Genomic DNA, 13,722 nt, shown 5'->3' on the forward strand with positions numbered 1-13,722 from the left:
AACACGCCGAAAGTAGTTGGGGGATCGCTCCCTGCGAGGATAGGACGTTGCCACGCGTTATTCCGGCATAGCTCAGTTGGTAGAGCACCTGACTGTTAATCAGGTTGTCGTCAGTTCGAGTCTGACTGCCGGAGTTGGTATATAAGCTGTTAGATTATGTCTAGCAGCTTTTTTAATACCATGACTTAACTAAGTGCAATAAATAAAATTTAAAATAAGTGTTTTAACTATTGCATGATCATGATATAATCATTGTTGTTAGTTGTTCTTAAGTAACAATAATTTGCCAACTTAGCTCAGCTGGTAGAGCATCTCCCTCGTAAAGAGAAGGTCGGAGGTTCGACTCCTCTAGTTGGCATTAAGAAGTTTTATAAAATTTATTAATCCTTGATATATCAACGTTTTGCGAAGGTATATCAAGGATTATTTTTGTTTATTTAAGAATGTTATGCACACGGCTGTGCACACAGAAAAATCGTGTGCATGAGCTTACATCTGGAAAAGGCTGTATGCACTGATTTGATGGGCTTTGCGCCTATGACTATTGATACCGAATAGAATTGTAATGTAACTTAGAGTTGGAAGTGCATGATAACGGCATTTTGGTAGCCTTAAAACTCGACCAACTCACTTAAGACTACATGTTTGTTTGCCAAAATGTTTGCCATAAAAACGCAATAATTGAGTTTAATAGCCAGTTAGAACGACCCAAGTGCCGCTATAACTGGCTATTTTACGTTAAAAAAATTATCGACTTCTCGCCTTTTTCTCACGTGAACGCTTGTCGTGTTGTCTTGAACTGCGGTGAATTACTGTAACTCAATAGTATCAAGCGCTTTAGCAATGTTGGCGTGTGAAAAATGAGAAATAAGGGTAAACTTTAACAATTGAAGTCACAAAAGTTAGAACATATTATTCTTAATTATTGCCCCACTTATCTAAAATCAATTTGCCAATTTCTTGCCAATGTGATTCCAGGACAAAATGACCACCATCAAGGAGATGAACTTCTGCGTTTGGATCATCCCTCTTAAAAGCCTCAGCACCTGGATAAATAAAGCTAGGGTCATTTTTACCCCAAGCTGCAACCAGCTCTGGTTTATATTGACGCAAATATGCTTGATACTTTGGATAATTTGCAACATTGTTTTGATAATCAAAAATCAAGTCGGACTGATTTTCAGCATAATCAGGTTTGCCTGTGTAGTAGATGTCCAAAGTGTATCCATCTGGACCAATGGCACCTGGCTTTTCACCACCCAAATATTGACCTTTAATTGTTGCTGGCGCAAAAGCTGCCTTATACTTTTCACGTAATTCTTTGGTTGGATGGGCCCAATATTTTTTGCGTCCTGCCCACTTTTTACCTAAGCCTTCTTGATAAACATTACCGTTTTGACTAACGATGCCTAAGATTTGTTCGGGATGACGTACAGCAAGATTAAAGCCGATTGGTGCACCATAGTCAAAAACGTACATGAAAAACTTGTGAATATTTAATGCAGTCAAAAGATCATCAACATAATTAGTAAGATTCTCAAAGGTGTATTTGAAATCTACATGACTGGGAGAAGCTGATTGTCCAAAGCCAACATAATCTGGTGCGATGACGTGAAAGTCTTTCTCCAACAATGGTATCAGGTTTCGGAACAATGCACTGGACGTTGGGAAACCATGTAAGAGTAAGAATGTTGGCAAAGCTTTATTGCCACTTTCGCGATAAAATACCTTTAATCCATGAATGTTTATCGTATTAAACTTCATCATATGGCACCTTCCTTATATTTTAACTATATTTAAACATATTCGATAAAAACTTTGTAGTGGCTTTTACAAACAACTATATAAAATATGAACTTTGCATATTACCAAAAATAATGGTGGAAAAGTAATTTACCTATTTTAGGGCCTGATAACCATTCAAAGTAAATTTATTTAACAGCTGAACATCATGGTACCATTGGTCATTTTTCCTAAAGTGATTTGCACGGTTAACGGCAAAAGAACCGTGAAGCGTGTATAAGAATAGTGTTTCAGCATCCTCTTGTGATAGGCCCGTTTTTTTCTGAATTGCCGGAACTACTCGATCGCGCTCATGAACCATGATTCGTCCCACAATATATTCGGTTAAATCAGGGTCCAAAAGTAGTTTACGATACTTTGTGCCTGATCCTACTCTTTGGCAAGCTGGAATTAAAGATTCATTTTCCTTAAGGTAATCGACGCTAAAATTGTTAATTTTAAAGTAATCTGATGATGTAGTCATGATGGCATCGTCTAAAACAGCATTCAAAACATCATTCATTGAATCGAAGTGTAGGTAAAATGTTGAGCGGCTGATATCAGCGGTTTGACAAAGCTTTTTAATCGTTATCTTAGAATATGGGTTGTGCTGAATCAGTTCCAAAAAGCCATCCTTAATGACATTAATCGTGTATCTTGTGCGGCGGTCTTGCCGCTTCTGCTTATTTACCAAATATTTCGCTTTCCTTTCTACTAGAGCTCAACTGTTGTTTCTTCACATTTTCGTAAAAGTGTCGATAAATGGACATCTCTGAAAAAATGTTCTTCGTTTGAGCCGCGTTAATCATTATAATCAATAATATCATTTAACTACACTGTGTTCAAAAACAGACACACTATCTAGTAAGGAGGAACAAAATGAACGATCTGGAAACTGTAGTAACGCACATTAATGACGCTGATGCAATTATAATTGGGGCTGGCTCTGGGATGTCTAATGCTGCCGGAATGGATTTTTGGTATGAAGCTAGTCCACTATTCATGAAATACATGAGTGATTTTTATCAGAAGTATCACTTTGAAGGTATTTTTAAAGGATTTTATAACCGTTTTGAATCTCAAGAAGAGCGATGGGCTTATTTATTAAAAATGTTAAAAATGGTTTCAACCATTCCACCTCAAAATAGGGTATATGATTATCTAAAGACAATCATTGACAATAAGCCTTACCATATTATTACAACCAATCAAGATATGTTGTTTAAGAAGTTTTTCCCGAATGAGCATGTTAGTGAAATTCAAGGATCATGGGGTTACTTTCAAAGCAAAAATACGTCAACGGATAAGCATTTGTATCCTACCGCAAGCTTCTTAGATAATTTATTACCACAAATCGATAATAACCGGCTGCCTACTGAACTAATTCCCAAAAGCGAGGTTGACGGGACACCACTGATTCCTTGGGTCCGTGGTCCGGAATTTCTTGAAGATAAGAAATACTATGAAGAGTACGAAAAAGCAAATCAATTTCTAGGCAAGTACCGGTTAAAGAAGATACTTTTCATTGAGATTGGGGTTGGTCGGATGACACCGATGTTTATCCAGGAACCCTTCTGGGAAATGACCAACTACATGCCACAGTCATTCTATATTAATTTCAATCCTCGTGATGCCTTAACAAATCCAGCAATAAAAGATCGTTCACTGTTGATTAATAGTGATACGGCTAAGGCCTTACAAAATATTTCTGAATTAATCAAAGGAGGACAAAATGACTAACGCGATAAAAACAGCTCAACAATGGTTAAGTGATGCTGATGCCATTTTAGTAACTGCTAGTAATGGTTTTTCAATTTCAGAAGGACTAAATTTATTCGCCCATGACAGAAAATTATCAACGGTTTTGGGTGATTTAGTAGAGAAATATAATTTGCCTAATCTATTAGGAGCCCTCAACTACCATTACCCAGATGAGCTTGACAAGTGGCGTGTTTATGCTCGGATTGCGGAATACTACAACTACAATTATTATCCGGGTGAATTAATGGGTAAATTACGTCAAATCATTGGTGATAAGCCCTACTTTATTTGGACATCTAATGTTGATCATCATTTTGCACTAGCTGAATTTAGTAACCTCCTTGAAATTGAAGGAAATTGGCAAACAGGAATCTGTTCTAACCATCCTAAGGACCATTCGTTTGTTGATTTGAAGGAAACTCTTCATCAAATCTATGAAAAAGATCAGGCTGGGACTTTAACCGAGGAGGACTTGCCAACCTGCGCGGAATGTAAAGCACCTCTATCGCTAAATATCCCGGGTTCGGCATTTAATATAGATCAAAAACAGGTTAGTGGCTTTGAGAATTTTTTGACTACTTATCAAGATAGAAAGATTCTGGTCTTAGAGTTAGGAATTGGTCCGCAAAACCAAATGATTAAGGCCCCCAGTATGCAATTAATTGCTGGTAACGAACGTAGCCACTATATTACGATTAATAAGGGACAGTTAAATATTCCTAGTGTGATTGCTGATCGTTCTATTGGTTTCTCATCTACAATAGTTGATGCATTTGATGCTTTAATCACTGGCAAAGGTGAAGTTGAGACGCAGGGACCCGCTAAACCAGAACCACGGTTATCACCGGAGGAAAGCAAAAGGCAGGAGCAAATATTCAAAAATTTTTATCCCTCTTATACCGTCAACAAAGGTTATCGCCCGGGAGAACTAGTAATGTATACAACCATTGATCATGATCATCCATCACATTTACATATGGTGCAATACGGTAAAGCACTAATGTATTCATACGGTGATCCAGTTAATGTACATTGTTTTACCCAAGATGGTCGTTATCGACTAGTTAAATTAGGATTAAATAAGGCTAATGATGAGGTTCATGGCTTTTATGTCGAGCCAAACACCTTTATTGCGATGGAAAGTGTCAAAAGAGTAACCGGATTTTCTCAAGTCAGTGTTACGTTACCATCATCTTCTTCGAATGAGATTTTGATTCCAAAGAAGAAACAATTAAAAAAGATGTTTCCACAGCAACAAGCATTAATTGAACGCCTGTCGGCAGACAATTGATTTTATAAATTATAGCCCCCAGATAGTAAATTTTTGCTATCTGGGGGTTATCTTTTATTTGTAAAATAAAAGGGTAAAATGCCAAGAAAGTACGACATTTTACCTTAAATTAACTTACTTATTTTTGTAATTCTTTATGAAACGAGTAATGGTAATGATCTCGGCTATTACAGCAAATATCAATGCAAAAATGAAGGCGGTGTGTAAGCCAAACATAAATAATTGATTTTGCCCAACTGGGTATGTTGTAATGCTCTTACCCTTTCTCAAACTCATTGAACTATAAAGAATTATTGTAGATAAACTAACTCCTAATTCCATTCCAAAATTACGTGCCAATGAATTCACACTACCAGCAATTCCTAAAAATTTCTTGTCAACTGATGACATGATAACAGAATTATTTGGTGACTGGAAAAGTCCCATTCCGATACCGTAGAAGAAAGATGCAACGATAAATAGCCCTAGTGGTGAATGTAAATTAAAGTTTAGGATTAAAATCTGGGCAATTATCAAAGATGCCAGACCAATAATTGAAATCTTTTCACCGCCAAATTTATCAGCAAGTGTTCCACCGATTGGACCGAAGAAAGCGATTGTTAGTGGAATAATAGCTAATAATATACCGGCAAAGCTAGCATTATAGTTGCGGGCATTTACAAGGTAGTATGGGATTAAAATACTGAAGAAATAACCAACAATAAATGCTAGTAACGCCGAGACAACTCCCATGGTGAAATTAGCATTATTAAAAATCTTAAAATTAAGCATTGGTAACTTAACGTGACATTCGATAATAACAAAGGCTATTAACAGTGCAATTGCAATTACAAGGGTGGTTAGGATAATCGGATTAGCATAACCTTGTGTTTGTCCTTGCATTAAAGCATAGAAGAAAAAGGCAATGAATGCCGCAAAGATAGTTGTACCATACCAGTCAAGTTTTTCATTAGTGTTTTTAAGAGAATCCTTAGGTAGGGAAGTGTTGCCTACAAGAATTGCAACAATTCCAATTGGAACATTAATCCAGAAAATGTATGACCAGCTACCGGTAGTTAAAATTAAACCGCCCAAAGATGGTCCAGCAATTGAACCGAGGGCAAAGAAGGTAGCTAAAATTGCTAGAGCTCGACCTCTTTCTTTAAGAGGAAACATTTCAGTCGTTATACCAAAGTTATTGGACATTGTCATTGCAGCACCTAATGCTTGGATTGCCCTACCAAAAAGTAGAAAGCTAAAATTAATTTTGATCCCAGCAACTAGAGACCCAATTGTAAAAATCAAAGTCCCTATTTTAAAAATTTTTACTTTACCAACAATATCGCCTAACCGCCCAAAGAACATAATTAATGCTGAAATAATCATTAAGTAGATTGAAATGACCCATTCAATTGTACTAGAGGAGACATTCATTTCTCTTGCCATGATTGGCGTTGCAATATTTACAATTGAAGAATCAAGCGATGTCATAAAGGTAAATAGTGCAATTGTAAGTAGTGCAGTGATTCGTTTACTTTTCATTATTTCATTCCTTTCTTACTTTTTAAAAGCTCTTAATAAAGATAGTGCGTATGTTTACAATTGTCAACGGAATAAAAAGGACAAATTCTTAAATTTGTAGTCAATTTTAGAGCACATAATTTGAGAACACGCATAAAAAAGAATAACTTATATAAAGTAAGCGAAATATGAAAGGACATAAGATAATGAAAAAATATGACGTTATTATTATCGGCGGGGGCCCAGCAGCCATTAACTTCAGTAAAGCTGCACAACATAGTAATAAGAAAATTCTGGTTATTGAAGGGGATAAGTTTGGTGGAACGTGCCCTAATTATGGTTGCGAGCCAAAAATTTTCTTTGAAGGAGCAGTAAGAAATGTACTTGGTAGTCAGTTAATGGAATGCCGTGGTATTGAACAAGCCAGCAGAATAAATTGGGGCCAACTTATGAAGACCAAAAAGGCAATGTGGGAAAATGTGCCTGATAGCGAGGAAGAGAGTTTTGTAAAAGCTGGTGTTGATACATTGCAAGGTTATGCAAGCTTTGTTGACAACCACACTTTATTGGTTAATGAAAAAAAGTATTATGCTCCAGTCATTATTATTGCTACAGGTCAGAAACCACGTAAATTGAATTTTCCTGGAAGTGAATTTACTCATAACAGTAATGATGTTTTAGATCTTAATGAATTACCAAGCGAGGTTGCGTTTATTGGAGCAGGAATCGTTTCAATGGAACTAGCAACTATGCTTGCAGCTGCTGGTAGCCATGTAAGTATTATTGAAATTTTACCACGGCCAATGATGGCCTTTAGTGAAAAGCACGTTCAGAATACGGTTGATGATATGAGAGAACGTGGAATTAATTTCTACTTTGACCAAGGTGTAGAAAAGATCACGAAACTAGGTAATGATTACGAAATACTTACTTCGGATGGCAATGTAATTAAGAGTGATTATGTTGTTGATGCCAGTGGTCGAATTGCTAATGTTGATGAACTACATTTAGAAAATACTGATATTAAGTTATCCCCAAGGCATAGTATTATTGTAGATGATCACCTAGAAACAACAGCTAAGGGAGTATACGCTGCAGGAGATGTGATTGATAAAAAAGAACCTGCTTTAGTACCAACCGCTCATTTTGAAGCAATGTATTTAGCTGACCAAATTATGAATGAAAAGCGTAATCCAATTCGTTACCCGATTATTGGTTCTTCAGCTTTTACTTTTCCACAAATAGCTCAGGTTGGGGTAGATGTAGACAAGGCAAGAAAGGACAGCAAGTATCATGTAGTTGATATGGATCAACTATACAGCTCAGATATGGAATACGCTGGAAAAAACGATAAAAGTGCGAAGTTAAGTTTAGTATTTGATACTAATAATCAATTAGTTGGTGCTGCTGAAAGTAGTCAAAATGCTATTGATGATATTAATGGTTACATTCCACTTATTGGATTACACGTTACTCGCAAGCAACTTAATGATAATTATCAGTTAATCTTTCCAGCTGTTAACTTTAAGACTGAGATGTCAATTTAACAAGTTCACTACATATTTGGCTAAATGTGCTTAATTTTTCACTAGTCATTTGCTATTCTTAAAACTAGATATGAAAGGGCTTTCCTAGATTCTGTAAGGGGGATATGTACTATGGATAAATACAAAGTAACCGCGCGTAAGACCGCACTTCGTTTGCAAAGTGATGTTCATGCTAGAGGCTTACACACTATGATTGATGAACCGGTTAAGGCTGGGGGAAATAACACTGGAATGAATCCGATGGAACTTCTCCTTGCTACTTTAGGTGCTTCACTTCAAGAAACTGCGGCTAAATTGGCTCGTCAGCAAAATTTTACTTATGATCACTTAACGGTTAACGTTGAAGGTGATCTCGATAAACGTGGCTTTATGGGAGTGTCTGGTATACGTAGTGGCTTTCAAGAGATTAGAGTCAATTTCATAATCAATAGCAGTGAAGATGTAAAAACTTGTCAACACTTTATCAAGACAGTTGAGCAACAATCACCGATTTACGACACCCTAACAAAGGGAACCACCGTTATTCGTGATCAGGTTGTTAAGGATTAGGAGGTTGTCTAATATGTCACTAACAACATTTTCAGTTACTGTCAATAGTACAGAACAACAGCATCGTTATCAGGCTACGTCGGGTAGTAAATTCTCCATTACATTTGATGCTCCTCGTGCCCATGGTGGGACCAATACTGGCGTTACACCGATTGAAGGGTTATTAGAGGCATTAGGGGCCTGCGAATCAGTGGTAGCCGGTACTTTTCACCGTGCGCACCACTTCGACTTTAGTTCCCTCTATCTTGTCATTACAGGAACCCATAGTGATAACCGACCAGGGATTGATGAGATCCATTTCACCACGCATTTTCGTTCCCCAAGTACTAAAAGTGAAATTACTAAATTCGCTGACTTTATGGATAAGACATGTCCGGTTCATGATAATCTCACTAATGCTGTACCTATTAAAACTGTTGGGATTAAAGTCATCAAATAATATGGCGGCCAAAGCCAAAAGTATCGAATACTTATGGAAAGTTAGTTTTGATAATTGATTTGTTCTTTACAAAAAGTTAGTGAAGATTTATACTTTAAGAAAATCAAATAGGATTTCTTCGGGGCAGGGTGAAATTCCCAACCGACGGTAACAAGGAGTAACTTGGAGTCCGTGACCCGTTGATGTTGTAATCAACGGCTGAACCAGTGTAAGTCTGGATGGGAGAAGAAATAATGAATAGTATCAGTATCATACTATGATTGAGTAGATTTAAAATAGAAGCCCCGGATAGTAAGTAAGCTATCCGGGTTTAGTTTTAAAAACTATTTTACCCTAACTTGAAATGATTTCGTTGAATAGACAAGTATAAGAAATAAAAGAATGACCTGTTATAACGTCATTTTGCAGTCGTTATAGCAGGTCGTTCTTTTATACTTAAATTTCATATGAATTAATTGTCAAGCTGTTGCGTAGTCCGGTACAGCGTCGACTTTGATGAATTGGCAAAATTAGTACAGCAATAGTACGGTGAGCTTTAGATTACTACAAGCTCATTGGTGCGTATCGTGTTCTAATCTAACTATTGATGAACCGCTTGCGTCCATAAAGCTAATTAACTATTAAGGGTACAACGACTAGTTTTTGACATTGCTTGTCATTGTGCTTTTTTGTTGATTATGGTTATTCATATTATAATTATCAATGTTAACAACATTCAAAGAGAGATGGAATCTTAATGACTGATGACCTGCGGGTAATGAGAACAAAAAGAGCAATTGAAATCGCCTTTGCTAGTCTGGTAAACGAAAAGGGATTTGCCAACGTCACTGTTAAGGAGATTGCTGAAAAAGCGATTATTAATCGTCAAACCTTCTATAACTATTACCAGGATAAATATGACCTGACCGAACAATTAAACGATAATTACCTCAGTTTATTTAATAAAATTATCGCTATCCGAACTAAAAATTTAAACGAGGATCAATCACTCCCTTTGTTGAGTGATTTGTATAAGAGAAAAGAGTTTAGTGTATTATGGGAATCTCGCGATACCATTACTGCGCTATTATCAATTCAATATGACCAAAACAGTTTTACCGTCCGTCTTCAAAAATCCTTCGTTGCTCAAATTCAGAAACATTTAACGATTAAATTTACTAACCTTGATACTTCCGTTATTGGTAGCTTTTACATTGACATGATCCGTTTTATTGCCAAAAATAATACGAAACCAACTGACCAGGATTTATCAAAACTACGTCAACTACTGGCTGTTTTCGTTAAGTAATTGAAAATTAGACACTTTATTTGGTTATGTCGAATACATCGACTATTTTACTTAATGTGTATAATAAACGACATTTATTAGATTATTAACGATTGTTTCCCCATCAAGCAATCTAATATAGATGGTGTAGAGAGGTTAGTGGAAGTAGTTATGTTAGTGGAAGTAGTTATTATGTTTCCTGTTACCGTTTTCTATCTCCTCTACAGATTGAATGAAGGAGGGACTACTATGTTTCAAACTTTCTTTTGGATATTAGCCATTTGGTTCATTATTAACGTGATCTGGATGTGGTTCCAGCTTAATAATCAATCGCTGCAAAAGACGTTTGCTTGGGTAAATGTTGTTGCCGTAGTTATTGGTTTTTGGGTCTACTATGGTGTTACCCATGATGCGGGTGGAATTGCCCCATGGTTCTTAACAATGAACTGGGTTAACGTTGTTATTGCTATTATTCAGTTTTACTTTGGTTACCGAAAAAGTAACTCTTTATAATTTTCTACACTTTTTTGGTATCTTCCAACGGATATTGATGAATGTCAACACTCCTCACGTAAATGTGGGAGGTGTTTTTTACGTAAACAAACAATTAATACTTAAAAAGAAGAATTCTTGATTGGGAAACCCATAACAAGAACGCTTTAAAACTTTGATTTTTCGATTAATCCCTTCAAGGGGACCGTTGTAAAAGTTAACTTTATTAATTACCGCTTTGAGATCGTTATTTGCGTAGCGATGGTTATGTCATCTTGGTTTTAGTGGCTTGGTAATTACAAATCATTGACCTCAATCGTTGGCAGTCGCGCTTCATAATTGCCAGTGTAATATCTTGATAAGTTTGATGTACAGATTGCAATGCTGACTTTGGTTAGCGCCTTTTTTCGTTTAAATTATTTTTTTGTGTAGTCATTAATTACTCTCCGATCGTGGGTCCAATCTTGGTACCATAAAGTAAATCTTGAAAAGGGAGTAGATGGTAATGACTACTAAGAATGAAAAGAAGGAATTAGTTGTCGTTCAGCATATTTTTGATCTGGACAACCAGTATGAAACATTGTTTCATGCATCCAAGGATGTCGTTAATCGGTGGTTCGATTCTCGCACAGATATATCGGTTGCCAACTGAGTCAATGAAGCTATTTGATAATATTATATTTGGTGTGGCACACATCTTACTGAATGATAATGGTGGTTGTCAACCACAAATAGAGTTCAACAAGGAGTACAGAACAAGGTGGAAGAAGTTGCACCAACAATCACCTTTATGGGAAACGTTGGCATTGATAAGTTATATATATTAATCTTTGATATATCAACAATTTTACGAAGATATATCGAGGATTCTTTTTTTATTAAGGAATATGATACACAGAAAAAGTGGGCATGAGTTTGCCTCAATAAGAGGTTGTATACGTTCATTACTGCTTAATTTAGCCTAAAAGAACCATTGCTAAAAAGTGCTAAACAGGTTTTCTATTAACCATAAGGAACATGATAATGGCGGTGTAAATTTATGATAATTAGTTACTAGTGAAGAAATTAAAGTTAAACATTTTTAATTTTAGTCTTGCCATTTTCTAATTATCCTGTTATTATAATTCCAACAATTAAATCAGTTAACAAACGCAAGCATCAATGGAGTAAAGTTTTAGCCTTACCACAGAAAGTGTCAGATAATGAGATGGCATTAAGACTAAAACGAGAAAGATTTTTGCTGAAGAAGACGCTTTTCGAGGCGTCATGGTAGCACCCATTATCATGTGCGGCGTATCGTTCTTTGAACTGTACGTAATAAGGAGTCAATTGTGAAATTGGCTTAAATTAAGGTGGTACCACGTTAAACGTCCTTTGCTCGGTCACGAGCAGGGACGTTTTTTTTGTTAGCTAAAAAGGAGAGTGAAGGTTATGAAGTATGGAATGATTGGTGCAGGTGCGATGGGTTATCGGTATGGAGTAATGCTTCAGGAAAACGCAGGTGTACAGGTGGACTTTATTGATACCTGGAAACCTAACGTTGAAAAGGTTCGTGAACAGGGCGGCGTTTCGGTAGCACGTGACCATCATGATCGTCATATTGTGCCTATTAATATTTTCTATCCAGAGGAATATCATGGTCATCCAGATGTGTGGATCATTTTTAAAAAGCAAATGCAACTTGAAGAAGAGTTGAAACGTGATAGTGAAGCCGGACTCTTTCACGATGACCAATACGTCTTTTCTGCAATGAATGGGATGGGGCATTTTGAAAAAATCAATCAGTACTTTGCTAAAGATAAGATTATTTGTGGGACGGCAATGATAGCGACTCGTCTTGACGCACCAGCCAATGTGGACTTTATGGGTCCCGTTAATTCAGAAGTAATGCATATGGCGCGATATAATAACCAGGAGCCAGACGAAGTTACGCAAGGCATTTTCGATGATTTTAAAAAGGCTAAGCTGGGTCCAGTGTTTACTACTAACTGGCAAGGAATGTGTATGTCCAAGGTCGTCTTCAATGCAGTTTGTAATACCTTGTGTACGATGTTTGAAATGCAGATGGGACAATTTATTGAATATCCGGGTGTTCCAGAGATGGCCCGGCAACTTTTTAATGAAGCATTTGATGCGTGTGAACGAGCAGGAATTTATCTAATTGAAACTCGGGAGGAAGAAGTTGCTTCAGTTACCACAATTAGTAAGGCTTATAAGTACCATTATCCATCAATGTATCAAGACTTTTCGAAGGGACGGCCAACGGAAGTTGATTACATAAACGGTTATATTGCCAAAATCGGGCGTGAACATGATTATATTTGTCGTACTCATGAGTTTTTGGTACACGAAGTTCATATGGCAGAGCTAATGCGTAAATACCATAATTAAGTTAATAAATTGTATTAAATTAGGATATTATTTTATCGACATTCTATATTTACAAGCTGGTCATTTAGATGTTAAATTTGGTAAAACTATTATAACGATGTGCTGGATGAACAAAAAAGCTACTCACTTTCGTTGTGAGTAGCTTTTTGACCGTTTAGTTAAAATTTAATGATGAAACCCAATCTTTTAACGCTGATTGAGAGTTAAGAACATTTCCTTGTTTAAGATCAACGTCGTAATGATTTTCTTTGATAGTCCGCGCAATGTTAGATTGAGCGCGATCATATCCGGTACTGCTTGAAGTACCAAATGTTGCCAGGTGTTTGCCATTTAGATTAAGCTTGTCAATCGTATCAGCAATCAAACGTGGTGGAATTCCCCACCAGATTGGGTGGCCGATAACAACATTGTCATATCCACTAATATCTGGTAAATCGTTTTGCACAGGAACTCGCCCATCGTGTTCTTGCTTTTGTTCCACCGTTGCCCGTGTTGATTCGTCATGCCAGTTCAAGTCTTCACTGGTGTATGGTTTAACCGGGTGAATTTCAGCTATATCAGCATTGAGTAACCGTGCTACTTGTTGAGCTGCTCGCTTTGTCGTACCAGTTGCGGAAAAGTAGAGGACGATTGTCTTTGCCATATTACGAAGCCTCCTCATTAACTTACTTTCAATTAGTATTATAGTTGAAAGTTGTTACTT

Annotated in this window: 15 protein-coding genes, 2 tRNA genes and 1 riboswitch; of the genes, 12 read left to right on the forward strand and 5 right to left on the reverse strand. The window is 36.7% G+C overall.

Features of this window, described 5'->3' with window-relative positions; genetic code table 11:
• Positions 1-61 precede the first annotated feature (61 nt).
• Positions 62-134 (forward strand) — tRNA-Asn (locus tag FD27_RS01090).
• A gap of 151 nt (positions 135-285) precedes the next feature.
• Positions 286-358, forward strand: a tRNA-Thr gene (locus tag FD27_RS01095).
• A gap of 560 nt (positions 359-918) precedes the next feature.
• Here the strand turns inward: FD27_RS01095 and FD27_RS01100 are convergent.
• Positions 919-1,767 (reverse strand): alpha/beta fold hydrolase, encoded by an 849-nt coding sequence (locus FD27_RS01100; RefSeq protein WP_057748236.1) that lies wholly within the window; start codon positions 1,765-1,767, stop codon positions 919-921.
• 130 nt (positions 1,768-1,897) lie between these two features.
• Entirely contained in the window at positions 1,898-2,476 is a 579-nt protein-coding gene (locus FD27_RS01105) for a TetR/AcrR family transcriptional regulator (RefSeq protein ID WP_057748239.1), read from the reverse strand.
• Between the two features lie 185 nt (positions 2,477-2,661).
• On the opposite strand from FD27_RS01105, the gene FD27_RS01110 reads away from it, so the two are divergent.
• Positions 2,662-3,522, forward strand: a complete 861-nt coding sequence (locus FD27_RS01110; RefSeq protein ID WP_057748242.1) for an SIR2 family NAD-dependent protein deacylase — start codon at positions 2,662-2,664, stop codon at positions 3,520-3,522.
• A complete protein-coding gene (locus FD27_RS08760; protein ID WP_162258500.1) occupies positions 3,515-4,834 on the forward strand; it encodes a cupin domain-containing protein in 1,320 nt (439 codons plus the stop codon). The genes FD27_RS01110 and FD27_RS08760 overlap by 8 nt, the downstream gene beginning before the upstream one ends.
• A 114-nt stretch (positions 4,835-4,948) precedes the next feature.
• Here FD27_RS08760 and FD27_RS01125 read toward each other — a convergent pair whose 3' ends face one another.
• Positions 4,949-6,355: an MFS transporter gene (locus FD27_RS01125; RefSeq protein ID WP_057748245.1), complete on the reverse strand. Its 1,407-nt coding sequence runs from the start codon at positions 6,353-6,355 to the stop codon at positions 4,949-4,951.
• Positions 6,356-6,522: 167 nt separating this feature from the next.
• Between FD27_RS01125 and FD27_RS01130 the strand changes: the two genes are divergently transcribed.
• From FD27_RS01130 to FD27_RS01150, 5 genes are all read left to right on the forward strand, one after another.
• Complete coding sequence (locus FD27_RS01130) at positions 6,523-7,881, forward strand: dihydrolipoyl dehydrogenase family protein (RefSeq protein ID WP_235802987.1); 1,359 nt, start codon at positions 6,523-6,525, stop codon at positions 7,879-7,881.
• Between the two features lie 111 nt (positions 7,882-7,992).
• The gene (locus FD27_RS01135; RefSeq protein WP_057748251.1) at positions 7,993-8,430 is read left to right on the forward strand and encodes an OsmC family protein; all 438 of its coding nucleotides are present in this window, start codon (positions 7,993-7,995) and stop codon (positions 8,428-8,430) included.
• Between the two features lie 13 nt (positions 8,431-8,443).
• Positions 8,444-8,869, forward strand: coding sequence for an OsmC family protein (locus FD27_RS01140; protein ID WP_057748254.1), 426 nt, complete (start codon positions 8,444-8,446; stop codon positions 8,867-8,869).
• 110 nt (positions 8,870-8,979) lie between these two features.
• Positions 8,980-9,103, forward strand: a riboswitch (FMN riboswitch).
• A 523-nt stretch (positions 9,104-9,626) separates the two neighbouring features.
• Positions 9,627-10,157 (forward strand): TetR/AcrR family transcriptional regulator, encoded by a 531-nt coding sequence (locus tag FD27_RS09020; RefSeq protein WP_202812935.1) that lies wholly within the window; start codon positions 9,627-9,629, stop codon positions 10,155-10,157.
• A 228-nt stretch (positions 10,158-10,385) separates the two neighbouring features.
• The gene (locus tag FD27_RS01150) at positions 10,386-10,649 is read left to right on the forward strand and encodes a hypothetical protein (RefSeq protein ID WP_057748261.1); all 264 of its coding nucleotides are present in this window, start codon (positions 10,386-10,388) and stop codon (positions 10,647-10,649) included.
• Between the two features lie 78 nt (positions 10,650-10,727).
• On the opposite strand, the gene FD27_RS08545 is transcribed toward FD27_RS01150, so the two are convergent.
• A complete protein-coding gene (locus FD27_RS08545; protein WP_083482663.1) occupies positions 10,728-10,859 on the reverse strand; it encodes a transposase in 132 nt (43 codons plus the stop codon).
• A gap of 274 nt (positions 10,860-11,133) precedes the next feature.
• On the opposite strand from FD27_RS08545, the gene FD27_RS08670 reads away from it, so the two are divergent.
• The 3 genes from FD27_RS08670 (at position 11,134) to FD27_RS01155 (ending at position 13,019) form a co-directional block, all read left to right on the forward strand.
• On the forward strand, positions 11,134-11,280 hold the full coding sequence (locus tag FD27_RS08670; protein ID WP_157055079.1) for a hypothetical protein: 147 nt from the start codon (positions 11,134-11,136) through the stop codon (positions 11,278-11,280).
• A 108-nt stretch (positions 11,281-11,388) separates the two neighbouring features.
• Complete coding sequence (locus FD27_RS08675) at positions 11,389-11,541, forward strand: hypothetical protein (protein WP_157055080.1); 153 nt, start codon at positions 11,389-11,391, stop codon at positions 11,539-11,541.
• A 518-nt stretch (positions 11,542-12,059) separates the two neighbouring features.
• Positions 12,060-13,019 carry a ketopantoate reductase family protein gene (locus FD27_RS01155; RefSeq protein ID WP_057748264.1) on the forward strand — a complete coding sequence of 320 codons (960 nt, stop codon included), beginning with the start codon at positions 12,060-12,062 and terminating at the stop codon, positions 13,017-13,019.
• 154 nt (positions 13,020-13,173) lie between these two features.
• Here FD27_RS01155 and FD27_RS01160 read toward each other — a convergent pair whose 3' ends face one another.
• Entirely contained in the window at positions 13,174-13,662 is a 489-nt protein-coding gene (locus FD27_RS01160; RefSeq protein ID WP_057748267.1) for a flavodoxin, read from the reverse strand.
• Positions 13,663-13,722: the final 60 nt, after the last annotated feature.

The sequence above is a fragment of the Limosilactobacillus frumenti DSM 13145 genome (assembly GCF_001436045.1).
In the GTDB taxonomy this organism is placed as follows: domain Bacteria; phylum Bacillota; class Bacilli; order Lactobacillales; family Lactobacillaceae; genus Limosilactobacillus; species Limosilactobacillus frumenti.